Origin of the sequence: Cellvibrio chitinivorans (assembly GCF_035117775.1) — a bacterium.
Lineage (GTDB): Bacteria > Pseudomonadota > Gammaproteobacteria > Pseudomonadales > Cellvibrionaceae > Cellvibrio > Cellvibrio chitinivorans.
Genome location: NZ_JAYKKN010000003.1, coordinates 242920 through 262050, shown reverse-complemented (window position 1 = coordinate 262050; position 19131 = coordinate 242920). Strand labels below are relative to the sequence as shown.

The 19131-nt window shown below is 46.7% G+C and carries 15 protein-coding genes; 9 read left to right on the top strand and 6 right to left on the bottom strand.

What is annotated here, in order from left to right:
• Positions 1 to 132: 132 nt before the first annotated feature.
• The 3 genes from SPL68_RS10980 to atzF form a co-directional block, all read right to left on the bottom strand.
• The gene (locus SPL68_RS10980) at positions 133 to 846 is read right to left on the bottom strand and encodes a GntR family transcriptional regulator (RefSeq protein WP_323815185.1); all 714 of its coding nucleotides are present in this window, start codon (positions 844 to 846) and stop codon (positions 133 to 135) included.
• Between the two features lie 116 nt (positions 847 to 962).
• Entirely contained in the window at positions 963 to 4583 is a 3621-nt protein-coding gene (gene uca / locus SPL68_RS10975; RefSeq protein WP_323815184.1) for an urea carboxylase, read from the bottom strand.
• 26 nt (positions 4584 to 4609) lie between these two features.
• Positions 4610 to 6406 (bottom strand): allophanate hydrolase, encoded by a 1797-nt coding sequence (gene atzF / locus SPL68_RS10970; protein ID WP_323815183.1) that lies wholly within the window; start codon positions 6404 to 6406, stop codon positions 4610 to 4612.
• A 413-nt stretch (positions 6407 to 6819) separates the two neighbouring features.
• Between atzF and SPL68_RS10965 the strand changes: the two genes are divergently transcribed.
• Entirely contained in the window at positions 6820 to 8187 is a 1368-nt protein-coding gene (locus tag SPL68_RS10965; protein ID WP_323815182.1) for a deoxyguanosinetriphosphate triphosphohydrolase, read from the top strand.
• A gap of 12 nt (positions 8188 to 8199) precedes the next feature.
• Positions 8200 to 9117 (top strand): VanZ family protein, encoded by a 918-nt coding sequence (locus tag SPL68_RS10960; protein WP_323815181.1) that lies wholly within the window; start codon positions 8200 to 8202, stop codon positions 9115 to 9117.
• A 127-nt stretch (positions 9118 to 9244) separates the two neighbouring features.
• Here the strand turns inward: SPL68_RS10960 and SPL68_RS10955 are convergent, their stop codons facing one another.
• Positions 9245 to 9448, bottom strand: coding sequence for a PA3496 family putative envelope integrity protein (locus SPL68_RS10955; RefSeq protein ID WP_323815180.1), 204 nt, complete (start codon positions 9446 to 9448; stop codon positions 9245 to 9247).
• Between the two features lie 244 nt (positions 9449 to 9692).
• Here SPL68_RS10955 and SPL68_RS10950 point away from each other — a divergent pair, with 244 nt between their 5' ends.
• The gene (locus SPL68_RS10950) at positions 9693 to 10154 is read left to right on the top strand and encodes an ATP-dependent zinc protease family protein (RefSeq protein ID WP_323815179.1); all 462 of its coding nucleotides are present in this window, start codon (positions 9693 to 9695) and stop codon (positions 10152 to 10154) included.
• A 48-nt stretch (positions 10155 to 10202) separates the two neighbouring features.
• Complete coding sequence (rimK, locus tag SPL68_RS10945) at positions 10203 to 11108, top strand: 30S ribosomal protein S6--L-glutamate ligase (protein WP_323815178.1); 906 nt, start codon at positions 10203 to 10205, stop codon at positions 11106 to 11108.
• A gap of 55 nt (positions 11109 to 11163) precedes the next feature.
• Here the strand turns inward: rimK and SPL68_RS10940 are convergent, their stop codons facing one another.
• Positions 11164 to 13482: a putative bifunctional diguanylate cyclase/phosphodiesterase gene (locus SPL68_RS10940; protein WP_323815177.1), complete on the bottom strand. Its 2319-nt coding sequence runs from the start codon at positions 13480 to 13482 to the stop codon at positions 11164 to 11166.
• A 365-nt stretch (positions 13483 to 13847) separates the two neighbouring features.
• Here SPL68_RS10940 and SPL68_RS10935 point away from each other — a divergent pair, with 365 nt between their 5' ends.
• Positions 13848 to 14498 (top strand): STAS domain-containing protein, encoded by a 651-nt coding sequence (locus SPL68_RS10935; protein ID WP_323815176.1) that lies wholly within the window; start codon positions 13848 to 13850, stop codon positions 14496 to 14498.
• Between the two features lie 85 nt (positions 14499 to 14583).
• Here SPL68_RS10935 and hisC read toward each other — a convergent pair whose 3' ends face one another.
• Complete coding sequence (gene hisC, locus SPL68_RS10930; protein WP_323815175.1) at positions 14584 to 15636, bottom strand: histidinol-phosphate transaminase; 1053 nt, start codon at positions 15634 to 15636, stop codon at positions 14584 to 14586.
• Between the two features lie 444 nt (positions 15637 to 16080).
• Between hisC and SPL68_RS10925 the strand changes: the two genes are divergently transcribed.
• The 4 genes from SPL68_RS10925 to SPL68_RS10910 all read left to right on the top strand — a co-directional run bounded on the left by SPL68_RS10925 (position 16081) and on the right by SPL68_RS10910 (position 18820).
• Positions 16081 to 16245 carry a DUF3309 family protein gene (locus SPL68_RS10925; protein WP_323815174.1) on the top strand — a complete coding sequence of 55 codons (165 nt, stop codon included), beginning with the start codon at positions 16081 to 16083 and terminating at the stop codon, positions 16243 to 16245.
• Positions 16246 to 16319: 74 nt separating this feature from the next.
• Complete coding sequence (locus SPL68_RS10920; RefSeq protein WP_323815173.1) at positions 16320 to 16631, top strand: BON domain-containing protein; 312 nt, start codon at positions 16320 to 16322, stop codon at positions 16629 to 16631.
• Between the two features lie 280 nt (positions 16632 to 16911).
• Positions 16912 to 17700 (top strand): TIGR01458 family HAD-type hydrolase, encoded by a 789-nt coding sequence (locus SPL68_RS10915; RefSeq protein ID WP_323815172.1) that lies wholly within the window; start codon positions 16912 to 16914, stop codon positions 17698 to 17700.
• A 16-nt stretch (positions 17701 to 17716) separates the two neighbouring features.
• Complete coding sequence (locus tag SPL68_RS10910; RefSeq protein ID WP_323815171.1) at positions 17717 to 18820, top strand: zinc-binding metallopeptidase family protein; 1104 nt, start codon at positions 17717 to 17719, stop codon at positions 18818 to 18820.
• Positions 18821 to 19131: the final 311 nt, after the last annotated feature.

Genomic DNA, 19131 nt, shown 5'->3' with positions numbered 1-19131 from the left:
CAGTGGTTAAACAAATTTCCGGTAACGCTTTTGATACTAATCGTGGGTGACAGATTTGCTTCCCTAACAACTGTGATGTCTCGTAAATATCCCAGCTATGTCACTCTGTTTTAAAAACTGTCTTTAAAAAAATTAATTAGGATGTTGCTGTTGCGCTTCGTAAAGCATATGTAGGGTAATTTTGCGTACCTCAGCTTTGCTCGCTTCAATATGCGTTTTTAAATAGCTTTTTACGTCATCTGCGCGTCTTTCCATAATGGTGCGAATGATTTTGGCGTGCTCATCGTAAGTGGCTTCAATGCGATTGCGCTGGGTGAAATCAATTCGGCGCACTATGCGTAAACGCTCGGTAATTTCGTGATGGATGCGTGCCATTTCTGTATTGCCAGTGGCTTCTACTAATTGTTCGTGAAAGCGTTCATCCAATGCACAAACACTGGGGCCGTCTTCCAATCTGTCTTCCGGTTTTACCAACCAGATACGTTTTAAATCTTCCAGATTGGGTGCTGGTTCCATCTCACACAATTTTTTTACCGCAGCTAATTCCAGAATGATGCGCACATCGTAAAGCTGCTCAAATTTCATAAAGTCAAAGGGTTTGACTTGCCAGCCACTACGAAATGAAACCTCCACAAAACCTTCGCGCTGCAAACGTGCGAGTGCTTCGCGCACTGGTGTTCTGCTTGCTGCAACACGCTCCGCTATTTCGTTTTCACTGAATCTATCGCCCGGCAAAAGACGAAATGAAAAAATATCGTCTTTGATGGTTTGATAAATACGTTCAGTCAAATTAACGCGCGGTTCTTCTACTTTCTTTTTGGTTTTGTCGTGTTTTATTAATTTCATGTTTTTACCGTAGGTTGGTGGTGAGCTTGCGAACCCCAACATGACAATGTTTAAATTTTCCGCGTTGTTTGTGTTGGGGTTCGTTCCTCACCGCCAACCTACGTTCGTGTTTTAAATTAATCTGTCTCAAGCACCAACAACAAATCACCCGCATTCACTTGTTTGCCCGGCTCTACGTGAATCGCACTCACTTTTGCACTGCGGTCGGCGTAGACTGAAAATTCCATTTTCATTGCCTCAACAATTAATAGTGGTTGATCGGGTTCAACCAGTTGGCCGGGTTCAACCAGCAGCTTCCAAATATTGCCGCTGATGTCGGCCGTAACCGCGTGGCCATCCACTTCAATTGGGCCGCTGGAAATTTTCACTTGCAGTGCAGCATCCACGTGTTTTTCTTCATCGGCTTGCCAGAGCGCCACTTCTTTGGTGAAGGCGGCCTGTTGTTTGGTTTTGAATTCGGCGATGCTCGCTGCATTGTCTTGCAGGAATTGTTCGTGTTCAGCGAGGCTGAAATAATCTTCTTCAATACGCAGGCTCAAACGACCTTCGCGGAAGGCTTCACGCTGCGCGGTCAATTCATCTTCAGTAACTTCGTAGTAGCGCACGCGGTCAAAAAATTTCAGCAACCAAGGCTCGCCATCTTTGAATACCGGATTTTTCAAAAATTTATTCCAGATGGGCAGAGTGCGACCGACCAATTGATAGCCGCCGGGTGAGTCCATGCCATAGATACACATGTAAACGCCGCCGATGCCCACGGTGCCTTCGGCGGTGTAGGTGCGCGCTGGGTTGTATTTTGAGGTGAGTAAACGATGGCGCGGGTCAACCGGAACAGCGCAAGGTGCACCCAGGTACACATCGCCCAAACCCAGCACCATATAGCTGGCATCAAACAATGTTTGTTTAACTTGTTCGATGGAATCCAAGCCGTTAATACGACGCATAAATTCAGTGTTGCTCGGCAGCCAAGGCGCTGTGTCGCGCACTGATTGGCGATAGCGCGATACGGCATCAAGCGTGGCTGAGTCTTCAAAGGCCATCGGCAGGTGAACGATACGGCTCGGTACTTTGGTATCGCGCGCATCGCCCAGCGTTTCTTCAATTACCAGCAATTGATTAATCAAGTCTCGTTGATGAATAACACGGCTGTCGTAATTGATTTGTAGCGAACGCACACCGGGTGACAATTCAATCACGCCATTAATTGGCGATGCTTTTAAGGCTTCCATCAATGCGTAAACACGCAAACGCAAACTCAATTCGAGAATGTTGTCGCCGTACTCAAGCAAAATATATTTGTCGCCGGCTTGGCGATAGCTGACGAGTGGGCGGCCATTTTGTGCGGGCAGCGCCGCAACAATGCATTCAGAAATAGTATTTTCCGGTTTAATAATTGGTGCAGGCAGTACCGCTGGTTGCATGCTTAAATTTTCAATCGCGCGATCAATGGATAATTCCATCGCCAGCGCTGTATCAAAACTTAAACGTTTAAAGCGAATTTTATCGCCGGGTTTAACTTGGCCGACTTTCCACAGCTCTGCTTTTACAATCGTCACTGGGCAAACAAAGCCGCCGAGGCTTGGGCCGTCTTTGGTGAGAATGACGGGCATGTCGCCAGTAAAGTTAATCGAACCAATCGCATATTCAGTATCGTGAATATTGGAAGGATGCAGACCGGCTTCACCGCCATCGCTGCGCGTCCAAGTTGGTTTGGGGCCATTCAAACGAATACCTAAACGATTGGAGTTGTAATGCACTTCCCACGCGGTGGAGAAAAACATGTCAATCGCTTCGGGTTTGAAAAAATCCGGCGCGCCGTGTGGGCCGTAAAGCACACCGATTTCCCACTCATTGGGATAGGTTGGGATTAATTCAGCGGGTGCCGCCGCCGCTTCATAAACTGGTGCGGGAGTAGTGCAAGCGGCGATAGTAGGATTGCTAATTGGCAACATATCGGTTGCGCGCAGAGTGCGACCCGCGTGACCACCAAATTGTCCCAACGCAAAAGTCGAGCGGCTGCCCAAATAAACTGGCACATCAAAACCATTGCGCACCGCGAGGTAACCGCGGCAGCCTTGTTCGGCTTTGCCAACTTCCAGAATTTGTCCGGCTTTAATGGCAACCGGTTGCCAGAATGGAATTAATTCACCATCGATTTTCGCGGGCGATGTTGCGCCTGTCAGTGCGATAACCGCATCGCGATGGAATTTTAATTTCGGCCCGATAATGGTGTACTCAAGTGCAGCGGCGCTTTCGTGGTTGCCCACAATACGGTTAGCTAAACGGAAGGCATAATCATCCATTGGCCCTGAGGGCGGTACACCAATGCTCCACAGGCCTACGCGGCCGGGATAATCCTGCACGCTGGTGTAGGTGCCCGGTTGCAAAACTTCAACTACCGGCGCGCTGTATTCAAAGCTCGCGAGTTTGTTGGTAGCAACATCGCCGCTACCAAAAAAATCGGTCGCAATAATTTGACGCAGATAATCCAGATTGGTCGCAATACCTGCTGCGCGCGTTTCGTTCAGCGCGGTAATCATTTTATTAATCGCATCAGCGCGATCTGTGCCGTGCACAATAATTTTGGCGATCATCGGGTCGTAATAAGGCGATACTTCGGTGCCGGTCGAAACCCAAGTGTCGTTGCGCGCGGAATCAGAAAACTGTACGTCGGTTAATACGCCGGGCGATGGTTGGAAATCGCGCACTGGATCTTCGGCGTATAAGCGCACTTCAATTGCCGCGCCTTTAGGATTAATTTCGATATCCAGCTTTGGTGGAGTACCTGCGGCGGTGAGGATCATCCACTCCACCAAATCCACACCTGTGCAAGCTTCTGTAATCGGATGTTCTACTTGCAGGCGGGTATTTACTTCCAAAAAGTAAAAGGCATCGCGCGCGGCATCGTAAATATATTCAATAGTTCCGGCAGAGCGATAATTTACGGCTTCACCCAAACTTTTGGAGGCAGCCAATAATTTTTCGCGTGTTGCTGCTGGCAGGTTAGGGGCGGGAGTTTCTTCAACCACTTTTTGGTTGCGGCGTTGCAGCGAACAATCGCGTTCGCCGAGTGCGAGTACATTGCCGTTGCCATCACCAAATATTTGCACTTCTACGTGACGGGCGTTATCGACAAAACGTTCGAGGAATACACCGCTATCGCTAAAAAAGTTTTGGCCTAAACGCTTAACACTTTCATAAGCGGCGATTAATTCGGCTTCGTTGTTACAGCGGGTCAAACCAATACCACCACCACCGGCGGTGCTTTTTAACATCACCGGATAGCCGAGTTCAGCGGCTGAGCTAACGGCTTCTTCAATAGAATTTAACAAACCTGTGCCGGGAGTAAGTGGGACACCGGCCTTTTCAGCGATTTCGCGCGAGGTGTGCTTTAAACCAAATTCGCGGATTTGCGCAGGAGTAGGGCCACAGAATGCAATGCCTTCGGCTTCGCATTGCTCACAAAATTTTGCGTTTTCAGAGAGGAATCCGTAGCCGGGAATTATCGCTTGGGCACCAGTTTCTTTGGCGGCCGCGAGAATTAAATCGGCCTTCAAATAACTTTCGGCTGCCGTATTGCCGCCAAGACAGATAGCTTTATCGCAAGCAGTCACGTGAGCGGAGTTGCGATCTGCATCGGAATAAACGGCAACTGATTCAATACCCATTTTTTTCAGGGTTTTGGCGATGCGAACTGCGATTTCTCCGCGGTTAGCGATAAGTACGGTCTTTAACATTTTCCTTCTCCGGCTGTAATTTTTAATTACTTTTGTAGTGATTTGATATAAGCCCGCCAGCCACCCAGATGCGTAATATCTTTTGCACCATTCACGGCAGCGCCTTCACAGATAAAACCTTTTACTTCGCGACTATCTTTTAGCGTGAGTGTGCCAATGCCTAATGGGGCAGGAATTAGCGCAACAAAACTGCCAAAGTGCTGCACGGGTACATCCCACAATTCCACAATAATTTCTGCACCTTCATCTTCTGTGCGAATTAATCCGGGTTTAGGTGGAGTGGTGTTGGGTAGTGCAAACAGGCGATAATTTTTTGCAGTAAATGTGCTCTCAACAAACAAGGCATTGCGCTCTTGCAGTTGCACATTCAGAGGCATTCCAGTGAGGTGTGCGCCTACTACCGCGAGGCGTACATAACCAGCCGGTGCGGTAGTTGACGGAATATATTCTGGTTGTTTTTTATCAAGCGCACCCAGTGTTAACGCTGTGGCCGCATGCCATTTTTTTCCGAAGGCGGCGAGGGCTGCGTCTTGCCATGCAGGTGCAATTAAGGTGATGCCAAAAGGTAAGCCGTCTGCTCGCATGGTCGCAGGGAGTGCAAGTGCTGAGCAGTCAGCCAGATTCACAAAATTGGTGTAAGTACCAAGTTGACTGTTAACGGCAATCGGATCAGCAGCAACATCAGCAATGGTTGGGTGGCGCGGCGAGGTGGGCACTAATAGTGCATCAACACTGCTCATGAGTGTTTGGATTTTGCGTGCGAGATTTGCACGCTGGTATTCCGCTTTAAATAAATCTGTCGCTGAGAAATTTACCGCTTGCTCAACAATGCTGCGCACAACCTCATTCATCTCGCTGGCATGATCTTTCATAAAATCGCCAATCGCTGCATGGCGCTCTGCAACCCAGGCATCGCCATACAAAATTTGTGCGAGTGCAAACATGGGCGTGAAATCCAATTCGATCAGTTCCACATCCAATGAACGCATTTTTTCGAGTGAAGTTTCCCATGCCGATTTTGCTTGTTCATCGCCAAACCAGTTGGGAGAAGAGGGAATTGCAAGGCGTGGTTTGGATGAAAAATAGGTTGCAGCAGCAGCTTTGCGCGAATAGCCATCGGCGCTATCAAATGCTTCCATAATTGATGCAACCAGTTCGGCATCATCAACCGTCAGTGAAAAAATCGACACGCAATCCAGACTGCGGCAAGCAGGTACTACACCAGTTGTACTGAAGCGACCTTTGGTTGGTTTGAGTCCGACAATATTGTTAAACCCTGCTGGCACACGCCCAGAACCTGCTGTGTCGGTGCCTAAACTAAACGGCACTAAGCCGCGCGCAACAGTAGTGGAAGAACCAGAGCTTGAGCCACCAGAAACGTAGTCCGGTTTAAAAGAGTTGGAGACCGCGCCGTAAGGTGAGCGAGTGCCGACAAGGCCGGTAGCAAATTGATCGAGATTGGTTTTGCCGAGCACAATCGCGCCAGCTTTTTTGAGTTGTGCAACGGCAGTGGCATCAACTTTAGGAATATAGGTAAACGCGGGGCAGGCTGCAGTGGTCGGAAGTCCTGCTACATCAATGTTGTCTTTAACCGCAAAAGGAACACCATAAAGCGGGAGGTGAGTTGGATCTCCCAGTGTTTCCAGCGCGTCAATTTGTGTGCTCAACTCTTCAGCCGAGGCGATATAAATCCAGCTGTTATCGCTGTGACTGAGTTGCGCACGTAAGCTGCTCAATAACGTGCGCGGGGCAAGACCTTGAATGCGATAGGCATTCAGCCATTCGTTGATAGTCCAGCCAGTAGTAGTGAGTTCTTGCGTCATTATGGTTCCTGCGCGTTAAATCTAAATACAATCTTGGATACAAGTTTGTATTCAGCAGAAACCATGCCAATTGAAAATTGTTCGCAAATTCCCTTGTCTGGAAAAGCGCAAAAACCTTTGTATTCAATGGGTTAAATGACGTAGGCGGGAAGCTATGATCAGCCTAAATGCAGGTATTTGGATATGAATTTGTGCGCTGATCTTGTGCGCTCAAAAAAATCATGGGCTGCATGATGGTGCGCCTAGGCCGCCGCATTCATATCTCGGTTCATCTCAAAAATCACAAATATTGAGATATAGAGGGCGATACTTCATAGTTCATCTCAATTTTTTGCGGTTTTGAGATGACATGATCGGATAGCAAGCCGGCATTTCAAACAGTGACATATTTTAAAAAGGTTAAGGATTTATCTATGCCCATGAACTGGAACCAACTTCTCTGTGCAGACCGCTTGGGGAATCGCAGTGCGAAACATGAAGAGGGGCGTTCGCCGTTTCACTCGGATCACGACAAGATTATTTTCTCTGGCGCGTTTCGTCGGCTTGCGCGCAAAACGCAGGTGCATCCACTTGCGACTAATGATCACATTCATAATCGTATGACACACAGTTTGGAAGTGGCTTGTGTGGGGCGTACTTTGGGGATTCGGGTGGGGCAGGCGTTGCGTGATAAAGGAGATTTACCTGCGCATATTTGGCCGACGGATATTGGTGATATTGTGCAGGCAACCTGTTTGGCGCATGACATTGGCAACCCGCCTTTTGGTCATACGGGTGAAGATGCCATCCGCAACTGGTTTCAAAAAGAAGGCGCTGATTTTTTAAAAAATTTATCGCCCGCAGAGCAGGATGATATTCGTGTGTTTGAGGGCAATGCGCAGGGTTTGCGTGTGCTCACAACATCTGAGTATCACCAGTTTCACGATGGTATGCGGCTGACTTATGCAACGCTTGCAGCATCGATGAAATATCCCTGGACTTCATCGCCAACGGTTTCTGGGCTGCGCCCTAAGGATTCCAAATATGGAATTTTTCAAACTGAGCTAAAGCATGTGCATGAGATCGCACAAAAAACCGGATTAATCGAGCTGGGTACTGATTGGTATTGTCGTCATCCGCTGGTGTATTTAATGGAGGCGGCGGACGATTTTTGCTACGGCATTATTGATCTGGAAGATGGCTTGGAGATGGGCATTCTCAACTGGAATGAAATCTACGAATTGTTGCATCCGGTAATCGCTGATTCTGCGCAGTTGTCGGAGTTGGAGCGATTGTTGAAAAAAGTAAACGATGGAAGAAAGCCTGCCTTGGTGCGTGGCAAGGTAATCGATGCGTTTATCAATGCAGGAACCGCTGCGTTTATCAAACACCAGGATGCTTTTTTGCGCGGCGAAGTTGAAAGCGATTTGATTTCACTCTGTGATCCTAAAGTAAAAAATGCAGTGCAAGCCGCAAAAGATTTGGCCAAAAAGAAAATTTTTAATCACTCGCGCCGGGTTGAATTGGAAATTGGTGCTTATACGGTTATTGGCACCTTGTTAAATACTATTTGTTCTGCGGTTTATGCATCGCTCGGCGATCCGGCAAAAATGACCTACAAGGATAATCGCGTGATGGCATTGATTGGTGAAAACAATTTCCACCCTGATGTGAACTTGCGTGCAAACAACTATGAGTATCAGGCGCTAATGTCCGTGCTCGATTACATCAGTGGCATGACGGATAACTATGCAACCAACCTTGCCAAGCAATTTAATGGGATGGGCTACTCGCAGTATTAAAGGGGTTTTGTTGTGAAAGTGAGCTTGCCTTCCTGGTTGTCTGGATTTTTTGTTCTGTTGATTGTGCCGTTTTTCTTTGTCGGTGGACCAGATAATTTTTCGTCGGTTTTTTTTAATCAGCTGTGGAATTTCGGCCACATTATTTTTTTTTCGATCTTGATGTTGTTGGTGCAAGCCTACAAGCCGCTAACCACTTGGCGCGCTTGGTTGCTGGTGACGTTAATCGCAATTGCAGTCGGGTGTTTGATTGAATTTGTGCAGAAGTTTGTCGGGCGAAATTCTAATCTAGATGATGTGCTGCACAATTTATTTGGCGTTTGGTTGGGATTATTTTGGGGGCAGAAACCCCGGCCATTAATCTGGTGGTTGCGCGGCATTAGCAGTCTGCTGGTTTTGCCGTTGGCCTTGTCGGTGCTGGACGCGGGAGTTGCCAATCTTGCGATGCGTAATCAGTTTCCGCTGCTTAACAATTTTGAATCACGCTATGAAATGCAGCAGGTTGTTGCGCATCCCAATATCGCTGAAACCCGGCAGGCGGATAATTTGGCTGCTAACGGTTCCCACTCGTTAGCGATTACCTTTAGCACTCGCCAATATGCCGGTTTGCGTTTATTGGGGCCTTACGGCGACTGGAGCAAATACACTTACTTGACGATGGATTTTTACAATCCCGATGCGGCGCCGCTAATGGTGGTGCTAAAAATTTCCGACCGTCAACATGATGCAGGCAATAATCGATTTGATGATCGATTTAATCGCCGGCTTAATCTCAATTCTGGTTGGAATAAAATTCAAATCGCGCTGGATGATATTCGCAGTGCGCCGCGCAAACGTGAAATGAAATTGGATGAGGTTAGCGGCTTTGCATTGTTTGTGGATAAATTAGAGCAGCCACAAATGCTGTATTGGGACAATATTCGTTTGGAATAGATGCTGTGGTGCGTGAAATGGCTGGAGAAATATCAGCCGCCAGTAAACTGGCGGCTGATCACATGTTTGTTGCGGGTCTGTGTGATCGATCCCGAATCGATAATTTTTACGTAGTTCGTTTTTTTACTTAAAAGTCCAAGTCGGAAAGATCATCGTAACCTAATTGGTCTTTAATACGGCGACGTTCCAAACGATCTTCGATTTTGCGACGCATTTCCAAAGTGTGCTGGCTGGCTTCTTTGCCGGTAAGCTTTGGTGTTGCCTCTTCATCATCGGCTTCGATGCTATCACTCATCAGATCATTGTCTGACGACTCTACATCAACTGACATAAGACTACTCCAACATTGACAGAGAGAGGGGTGGCGTCAGATTCCCTAGAGGGAAATTTGACCCGCGCTATTTACCATAGCCAATAAAAAAAAAAAAGAAAAATCGTTTGCTGGCAATAAATTTTTCCTGTGTACCTTGCGCATGAACTCGGGTACAAAGCGCGCTTGTAATGCTGCTGCTTCTACTTATATCCAGATAGCTTATTCTATGAGTTCCATAGACTCCAAAACGAGGTGTCCGGCTGTGACAAAACAACCTGAAGTGATTGGCTGGCGCGAGTGGGTGGGATTGCCCGATTTAGGGGTTACGGCGATCAAAGCCAAGGTCGATACGGGCGCGCGCACCAGTGCCTTGCATGCCTACTATGTGACGCCCTTTGATAAGGATGGCAAGCAATGGGTGAGGTTTGGTTTGCACCCGCTGCAACTGGATAGTCTTACCTGCATCGAGTGCGAGGCGCCGGTAAAAGATACCCGCGTGGTGAGGGATTCTGGTGGGCACAGTGAGCGGCGTTTTGTGATCGACACCTGTTTACTGATCAATGGCATCAGTATGTCGATCGAGGTAACGCTGACCGACCGGGAAAATATGCGGTTTCGAATGTTGCTCGGGCGCAGTGCGCTCAAGCGGGGCTTTTGGGTGGATAGCAGCAAATCCTTTTTATTGGGCGGAAACAAAAACCAGCCCGCAATGGCGTCGCTTTAGCGATTCGCTATTTCTCTTTTTACCCTCCATCTTTTTATCAGGTCATTTATGAAAATTGCTATTTTGTCGCGCAATCGTCGCCTTTATTCCACCCGTCGTTTGGTCGAGGCCTGCACCAAGCGCGGCCACGATGTGCGCGTCATCGACATTATCAAATGCTATATCGATATCGCCTCTGACAGCCCGGCCATTTGGTATATGGGCGAGCGTTTGGAAGGTTTTGATGCGGTGATCCCGCGGATTGGTGCCTCGGTGACTCACTATGGTCTGGCGGTGATTCGCCAGTTTGAAATGATGGGTGTGTATTGCCTGACCGAGTCTATCGCCCTTGGTCGTTCGCGCGACAAGTTGCGTGCGCTGCAACTTTTGTCCCGTAAGGGGATAGGTCTGCCAAAAACCAGTTTTGCCTATAACGTGCATGACGCAAAGGAGCTGATCAAACTGGTTGGTGGTACGCCGTTGGTATTGAAGTTATGTGAAGGCACCCAAGGGCGCGGCATAGTGCTCGCCGAAACCCAAAAGGCGGCGGAGAGTGTGATCGAGGCATTTCGTGAGCTGCGCGCGGAGTTTTTGGTACAGGAATTTATCAAAGAAGCCAATGGCAGTGATGTACGCTGTTTTGTGATTGGCGATAAAGTCGTTGCCGCTATGGAACGCACCGCGCAGGAAGGTGAATTCCGCTCCAACTTGCATCGCGGCGGCACCGCCAAAGTTACCAAACTTACACCTACTGAACGCCGCACCGCGATCAAAGCGGCGCAGACTATGGGCTTACATGTGGCGGGAGTGGATTTGCTGCGCTCCAGTCGCGGGCCATTGGTGATGGAAGTAAATTCATCGCCCGGTTTGGAAGGCATTGAAGGCGCGACCCAGAAAGATATCGCCGATGCGATAGTGACCTTCGTAGAAGAAAACGCTCGTCCTCACGCTAATAAAACTCGCGGTAAGGGCTAAACGGAAGGGCTGAGGTAAAAAAGGCCGGAGCTAGGTTTGGTGATAAGCGGGGCGATTAAGCCCCGACTTTAAAGTGTGGCTCCAGCTGGATCACAGTGCCATCAAAGTAAAACTTGCCATTGCGGAAATGGTTTTCCAGTTGTTTGGCGGTCATGGGTTTGGCGTAGTGAAAACCCTGCGCCTGGTCGCAGCCCATATCGCGCAGCCATTCGGCTTGGCGCTCATTCTCTACCCCTTCAGCAACTACGCGCATCTGCATATTGTGCGCGAGGCCGATTATCGATTTGGCGATGGCAGCATCATTGTCATCGTCGTGAATGTCATTGATAAAGCTGCGGTCAATTTTGAGCTTTTGAATCGGGAAGCGTTGCAAATAGGCGAGCGATGAATAGCCGGTACCGAAGTCGTCAATCGCGAGGAACATGCCCATTTGATTGAGTTGGTTGAGCTGATTAATGGTTTCGCCCGCATGCTCCATGGCGCAGCTTTCGGTGATTTCCAGTTCCAGATGTCTGGCTTCTAAACCTGTGGCTTCAAGAATGGCCTCAACCTTGCCGGGGAAGTTCTTTTGATGGAATTGGCGTGGCGACAGGTTTACCGCAATTTTGCCCACGTGTTTGCCTGCATCCAGCCAGATTTTTTGTTGGCGACATGCTTCGCGCAGCACCCACTCACCGATAGGGACAATCAAGCCGGTTTCTTCGGCAAGGGGGATAAAGTGCGCTGGGGAGATAAGGCCGCGATCAGGATGTTGCCAGCGTACCAGCGCCTCCACACCCATCATTTCACCGGTTTTTAAATCCACTTGCGGCTGGTAATAAAGCACCAGTTGTTGTTGCTCGACTGCGCGGCGCAGGTCATTTTCCAGTAGCAAATAATTAACCGCAGTCGCATTCATGCCTTTGGTATAGAACTGGCAATTGTTCTTGCCGGCTTCCTTCGCCTTATACATGGCGACATCGGCATTTTTGAGCAGCTCGTCGGTGTCGGCGCCATCATCGGGGAAGACGCTAACACCGATACTAACGGTGGTGGAAATACTGTGACCGCTAATTTCCATTGGTCGCGATAAGGTAGTCAGCAGTTTATTAGCAACAAACACCACGTCTTCAAGATCGTGAATGCCTTCCAGCACAACTACAAATTCATCGCCGCCCAAGCGCGCGACTGTATCCATATCGCGCACGCCTTCATTCAGGCGCATGGCGATCGCCTTCAGCATTACATCGCCCGCATCGTGGCCGAGGCTGTCATTGATGTTTTTGAAGCGGTCGATATCGAGCAGCATCAAAGCGACTTTGGATTCAGCGCGACGTGCGCGTGCAAGGCCGTGATAGATGCGGTCGTAAAATAGCGAGCGATTGGGCAGGGAGGTTAACGAGTCGTGGAAGGCCATGTAATTGAGGCGCGATTGCTGCTCGCGCAGCGCGTTTTCTGCCAGTTTGCGCTCGGAGATATCAGTGCCAATAGTGCAAACGCCGAAAACATTGTTCTCTTTATTGCGCAGCGGAAACTTCACCATCAAATACGTGTGCTGGCTGCCATCTTTGTGCATTAGGTTCAGCTCGACCTCATAGGTCTGCTGTTTGGTTTTGGTGGCACGATCAATTTCCCACATGGATTGCGCGACATCTTTTGGGTAGACATCAAATACGTTTTTACCGACAAATCCGGTTTCGTCGATATTGGCCATTTGTTTGAAATGTTCGCTGGCAAGAACAACATTACCATCCAGATCTTTTACTGAAATCAGTGCCGGCGAGTAACGCAAAATCGCATTCAGATAGGTTTCGCTTGCCCAGAGCGCTTGTTCGGCCAAGCGGAAGCGTTCGGCTTGTTCTTCGTGGTGCCACATATCAATGACTTGACGCACCAGCAGGGAGCTAAACGTCCACACGGTATCCAGTTCATCGACAGTGGCTTGCAGTTGCGCCAACGGTTGCGCTGACTCCATGTAAAACAGAGCGATGGTTTTGTTCTTCTCTTGAATGGGATGTAAAAAGCAGGAGTGGGTACCTTTTTGAGTAAAGAGTGCACCTAGCTGCTTAATGGCTTGATCGTCCAATGCACATGGCTTGCCTGAGTCAAACACCTGATGAATATGCTGGTGAGGTAAGTAGTTAAGGCGACTCAGCGAGGTGGCGACACCATTAATCGTGGGTTCATTGGCGCCTGAAGAAGCAATCGCTTCTACATATAAATGGCTGTCACGTTCAACAATTAGCACTGCGCGGCTAATGGTCTTTTTGGCAATAACCAATTTCACCAGCCGCTCTGCAATTTGTTTGTGATTTAAATCGGTAAAAAGTTGTTGAAACTTTTTAATTAGTTCTATGGCAGTATTCTTCGACTGCCCTGCATCATTATTCTGCATAATCGCTCAATTTGGGTGATCGTCTCGCCATTTAGTGGGTCTCGCTCAGGGAATTTTTCCCGTGAAATGCGGCGAACCACGCTCACTAAAAACCTAATCTTTGGCCGCTCTTCCGGGGCCTGCATTTCCCAAATTTCCACATCGAATCAGCACTTTACAACAAAAAAGCCTTTTGGAGATTTTTTTTATAAAAATTAATCAGGAATTTGGTTCGAACTGAAAAGCGTTTGGCGAGATAGAATTTAAATATTTACCAATATGTTTCAAAAATTCCCAGCACGGATCGTATTTTGTGCAAAAGATGAAAAGTGTGCCAATAATATGTTTTCATAAGCATTAATAAAAATTAATGATGAAGAGGATTTATGCGCCATCTTGTTCCTTTTGTGGGTGAGCAACATCTCATGCGCGCCGATGATGAGCAGGGGCGCAGCAAGCGTATGACTGGTCGGGTGATCGATGATGTGGTGGGCGATGGAAAAGTGGAAAGCAGCTGGGATGATCTGGTACCCGCCGGCTGGATCGATAAAACCAAGCCCAAGCCTATGGCATCAGTAGCCAATACCCTTGTGCCCAAAACAAAAGTGCCGCTTAAAGTACAGCCCAAAACTGCGTCGAATCCGGCAAAAAGTGCGGTGTCAAAAGCATCCAGTGCGTCTGCTGCGATTACCTTTTCCGATACCGCCAGTATGGATTGGGTGTCTATTAATAATGGGCGCGGTTTGCGCATTAATATTTACGGCAATATCGATAACGATTTACGTAAAGAATGGAGTCGTTTGCTAAGTGATGCTGAAGCCGCACAGATAAAAGAGTTTGAATTTAACTTAAGTGAAGCGCCTGCATTGAGTCTGACAGGCTTGGGTATGTTGCTGTTGTTTAAGGAGCGCAAAGGAAAAGCATGTGATGTCATCAAGTTGTGTAACTGTAATAAAGAAGTAGCGCGGTTGTTGTACTGGACGGGAATGGATAAGTATTTTGTTATAGAAACAACAAAAATATCTGAGCAAAACTAAAGTACTTTTCTGAAATTTTTTTCAATAAAAAGCCCGGTTGGTGTTTAATCCAAACCGGGCTTTTTAATTGATGCTGCATGTGCAATTATAATTTTTTTAACGCGTTGATCATCAGTTGCATTTGTTCGTCGGTGCCAATGGTGATACGTAAAAACTGGTTGATGCGTGGTTTATTAAAATAGCGAACCAGAATTTTATGGTCGCGCAGGTATTGTGCTACATCAGCCGCATTTTTACCTACAGGTTCGGCGAATACAAAGTTTGCTTGTGATGGCAGTATTTTGAAATTTAATTTTTCCAATTCGGAAATTGTCCATTCGCGTGTAGCAATAATTTTATCGCGGCACTGTTTGAAGTAAGCGTCATCCTCAAATGCAACTACGGTTGCAGCTTCCGCAAGGCGATCCAGTGGGTACGAATTGAATGAATTTTTAACGCGATCCAGTGCATCGATTAGTTCTTTATTTCCCACCGCTAAACCGACACGCATTCCGGCGAGTGAGCGCGACTTTGACAGCGTTTGTACTACCAATAGATTCGGGTATTTATCAACCAGGGCGATAGCGGTTTCCGCTCCAAAGTCCACATAGGCTTCATCAACTACCACAACGGATTCGGTATTTTTTTGCAGTAGGGCTTCAATTTCTGCCAGCGGTTTTCCAATCGCCGTTGGGGCGTTGGGATTGGGGAAAATAATGCCGCCGTTTGCGCTTGGGTAATCGGCAAAGTCAATTGTGTAATCATCGCGCAGCGGAATGGTTTGCGCGGTAATCCCAAAAAGTTTGCAGTAAACCGGATAAAAGCTGTAGCTGATGTCTGGAAATAGCAGCGGTTTTTCTTGCTGGAAAAACGCCATAAACAACAGTCCCAATACTTCATCTGAACCGTTGCCGACAAACACTTGTTCAGCATTTACACCATAGTAGCTGGCGATGGTATTTTTCAGTTTTTTGGAGTTTGGGTCGGGGTAGAGACGCAGGCGATCAATGGCGTCATGGGTCATCAATTCGATCACTTTAGGCGAGGGCGGGTAGGGGCTCTCGTTAGTGTTTAATTTGATTAACCCATCGATTTGCGGTTGTTCACCGGGCACATAAGGCTCCAGTTCGCGCACCACCTGACTCCAAAACTTCGACATGATCGCTCCTCGGCGAATGATTGAAAAAGAATGCGCAGTATACGCGTTGGCAGGGTTGGCTCAAACCCGTTAATCCAAAATACCTATGCAATCTTTGAGGGTGCACGTGTAATTGTTACATTGATTTATCCATGATTTTCTTTCCTTGTCGTCAATGTTTCCTGGTTGATTGTTTGGTGCTGAACTTGAGCTCTTACTTTATCGCGGGGCGGCTTGAGTCTTTTTAGTTGTATTAAAACCCTGATTTTTCAGATGGTTATTCAATATTTCAAAGTGGTTTGGTGTGAATATTTAATGGATTAAGTGAAGAGCGTTTTGTCGATGTTGGGTAATTTGGCAAGGTGATTGCAATTCCCACTGTGTGTTTACTCTTGCAGCTACTCTTGGTTGCTGCTCTTTGTAGTCACTGATAGCAGTTGCTATCTCTAGTCACTATCTAAGGAGATGATCATGACACTTGGAACAATTTTATTAATTGTAATTGTGCTTATCTTGATTGGTGTTGTACCTACTTGGCCTTACAGTCGTGGGTGGGGATACGGGCCATCTGGAGGCTTGGGGCTGTTACTGCTGATTTTGATAATCCTTGTCTTAATGGGATATGTCTAAAGTAATGCCAATTTATTGAAAATTGAAAAAGTGTTCACGATGTAAAAATATTGTTAATTGAAATGGAGAATTTTATGAAAAATTTTAAATTTTACTTAATTACCCTATTGCTGAGTTTCTTTGTTGCTATGGCCGGTTGTTCATCAACAGATACAAAGAAAAGTACTGGCGAGTATATTGATGACACAGTTATCACCACCAAAGTAAAAGCAGCATTTGTTGAAGATGACGAGCTCAAAGCCAGTGAGATTCAAGTGGAAACCTTTAAAGGTACTGTGCAATTGAGTGGGTTCGTTGCTAACTCATCTCATGTTGCCAAAGCTGAGCGCGTTGCCAAAGAGGTGGATGGCGTAAAATCGGTCAAAAATGATATTCGTGTGAAGTAGATTTTTTATTCTTTAGGAATAGATTTCAAGGCTAGTCCTTGTCCAGAAACAGGCCTCCGTGAAGGGGCCTGTTTTTCGTTGTGAAATTTTAAAACTTTGTAATAGAGGGCTTGGGATAATAATTTGGTGTACTTATTGCAATTATTTATCGTTGTGCACTTGCTGGTTGCTGGCAATTGCGCTCAATGATCTATAGTTGATTGTGAAGCTGATTCTGGCTGGTGCGTATGTTGGCTGTTTTAGATAAGTGATAAGCCTAGGCGTTATGCAGGAGCTAAATATGAAGCCTGAACTCCAATTAGTTATGTTGGATCTTGATGGAACTCTGTATGTCGGCAAACAACCCATTGCAGGTGCACTGGAGTGTATGCGAAAGCTGCGCGAGCTACCTTTGCAGTTACGTTTTCTCACCAATACCACAACAAAATCCCAAGCGGAGTTGGTCGCACAATTAGGTGCGATGGGCTTTGAGCTTGAAGAAGATGAATTAATTAGCGCGCCAGTGGGCGCAAAGCTGGAACTTTTATCTCTACAGCAAAAATTACAACGCCCTATTCGGATATGGCCGGTAGTTGCGAGTGCAATCAAGGCAGATTTTTCCGAGTTTGAGTGGGATGAAAAATCGCCTGATTATGTTGTGTTGGGTGATATTGGTGATGCATGGGATCTCGCGCTTATCAACCGCTTGTTTAATGTAATGCACAGTGGTGCAGAATTGATTGCACTGCATAAAAATCGCTTTTGGCAAATGGAGGATGGTCTTAAAGCTGATATAGGTTTTTTTGTGGCGGGCCTTGAGTATGTATGCAGCAAACCTGCGCAGGTGATGGGTAAGCCCAATCGTAATTTTTTTAACCTCGTGCTTGATTCTGCAGGTGTAATTGCCTCGCGTGCGATCATGGTTGGCGATGATATCGATAGTGATGTAGGCGGTGCGCAAGCGATGGGAATGCAGGGTTGCTTGGTGAAAACGGGTAAGTATCGCCAAACTTATTTCGAACAGTCGGCAGTTAAGCCAGACCATATTATCGAATCGATAGCGGATTTAATTTCAGTTATTAATAGGTGACTTAAAAGGACTGTTTATGCGCTTGTCAATATGTCAGCAGTGCGGCCAACGGGTTTACTTTGAAAATATATCTTGTATTCGCTGTGGGGCTATATTGGGCTTTGACCCTGATACATTACAGATAACTACTTTCTCTGAAACGGAAGATGCATTTCTAAAACCAGTCAATTCAAAAGCTGTAAAAAAATCTTATCGGCGCTGTGCGAATTGGATTAACCATGATGTATGCAATTGGGTGGTTGCAAGTGATGATCCCCAAGAGTTATGCGTCGCGTGCCGCTTGAACAGAACAATTCCTGATTTAACCAAGCCTGAAAATAATACGCTGTGGTTAAAAATAGAGGTAGAAAAACGTCGGCTTATTTATAGCTTGCTTTCATTGAAGCTGCCGACAAGTGGAGTAGATGAAAATACGCAATCCCTTGCTTTTGATTTTCTGGCGGATACAGAAGAAACATTTAGTGAGCAGGGAAGAGTGCTTACCGGTCATGCTGATGGATTAATAACATTGAATATTAACGAGGCTGACCCAGTATTGCGTGAAAAAATGCGCAAGGAAATGGCCGAGCCTTATCGCACTCTGCTCGGACATTTTCGCCATGAGTCGGGTCATTATTATTGGGATTTGTTGGTGCGTGATACCCAATGGCTGGCGCCGGTGCGTGAATTATTTGGTGATGACACTCTGGATTACTCGCAGGCGTTGCAGCGCCATTATGAAAATGGCCCAGCTGCTGATTGGCAGGCAAGCCATATTAGTGCCTACGCCAGTATGCACCCTTGGGAGGACTGGGCAGAAACCTGGGCGCACTATCTGCATATTGTCGATACGCTCGAAACTGCGCATGAATTTGGTTTAAAGCTGCAGCCAGACACTCCGGCAGGGGAAAATTTGCAGGCGGATGTCGAAATCGACCCCTATAAAAATAACTCGTTCAGTGAAATTATTCGCCACTGGCTGCCATTGAGTTATGCGCTGAACAGCTTGAGCCGTAGCATGGGCCATGAACATCTCTACCCGTTTGTATTGGCTGAGCCGGTTATTAAAAAATTAGATTTGGTTAATCGTATTGTGCATAACCAATTTAATAGTAGCGATAAAATCGATAGCATTAGCTGACTAAAATGGTCAGTTTTTGTTGATTTTTCAGTGTAAGTATTTTTTCTTTTAATCTTGAATATTTCTTTGTCATTTAAATACGCTTTTCGTGCACCATTGCTAAACATAATTGATTTGTGCTGTGCGGTTAAGTGCATTATTTAAGTGCTGTTAGAATTTGTTCGATTAAAAAATAGGCGTCTAAATTATTTGTATTTCAGAACAAAACCCAGTGGTTGAAAAATTCCGTAGTTAAGAAATGTGTATTTGCGCACAGCTATACGACTTATTGTCTATGCAACTTCCTCTTTAAATAAATTGGCACGAATACC

What these genes read in the sequence shown, in the direction of transcription:
- SPL68_RS10980 (WP_323815185.1), bottom strand. Translation starts at nt 846, where the DNA reads ATGAAATTAATAAAACACGACAAAACCAAAAAGAAAGTAGAAGAACCG.
- uca (WP_323815184.1), bottom strand. Translation starts at nt 4,583, where the DNA reads ATGTTAAAGACCGTACTTATCGCTAACCGCGGAGAAATCGCAGTTCGC.
- atzF (WP_323815183.1), bottom strand. Translation starts at nt 6,406, where the DNA reads ATGACGCAAGAACTCACTACTACTGGCTGGACTATCAACGAATGGCTG.
- SPL68_RS10965 (WP_323815182.1), top strand. Translation starts at nt 6,820, where the DNA reads ATGCCCATGAACTGGAACCAACTTCTCTGTGCAGACCGCTTGGGGAAT.
- SPL68_RS10955 (WP_323815180.1), bottom strand. Translation starts at nt 9,448, where the DNA reads ATGTCAGTTGATGTAGAGTCGTCAGACAATGATCTGATGAGTGATAGC.
- rimK (WP_323815178.1), top strand. Translation starts at nt 10,203, where the DNA reads ATGAAAATTGCTATTTTGTCGCGCAATCGTCGCCTTTATTCCACCCGT.
- SPL68_RS10940 (WP_323815177.1), bottom strand. Translation starts at nt 13,482, where the DNA reads ATGCAGAATAATGATGCAGGGCAGTCGAAGAATACTGCCATAGAACTA.
- SPL68_RS10935 (WP_323815176.1), top strand. Translation starts at nt 13,848, where the DNA reads ATGCGCCATCTTGTTCCTTTTGTGGGTGAGCAACATCTCATGCGCGCC.
- hisC (WP_323815175.1), bottom strand. Translation starts at nt 15,636, where the DNA reads ATGTCGAAGTTTTGGAGTCAGGTGGTGCGCGAACTGGAGCCTTATGTG.
- SPL68_RS10925 (WP_323815174.1), top strand. Translation starts at nt 16,081, where the DNA reads ATGATCATGACACTTGGAACAATTTTATTAATTGTAATTGTGCTTATC.
- SPL68_RS10920 (WP_323815173.1), top strand. Translation starts at nt 16,320, where the DNA reads ATGAAAAATTTTAAATTTTACTTAATTACCCTATTGCTGAGTTTCTTT.
- SPL68_RS10915 (WP_323815172.1), top strand. Translation starts at nt 16,912, where the DNA reads ATGAAGCCTGAACTCCAATTAGTTATGTTGGATCTTGATGGAACTCTG.
- SPL68_RS10910 (WP_323815171.1), top strand. Translation starts at nt 17,717, where the DNA reads ATGCGCTTGTCAATATGTCAGCAGTGCGGCCAACGGGTTTACTTTGAA.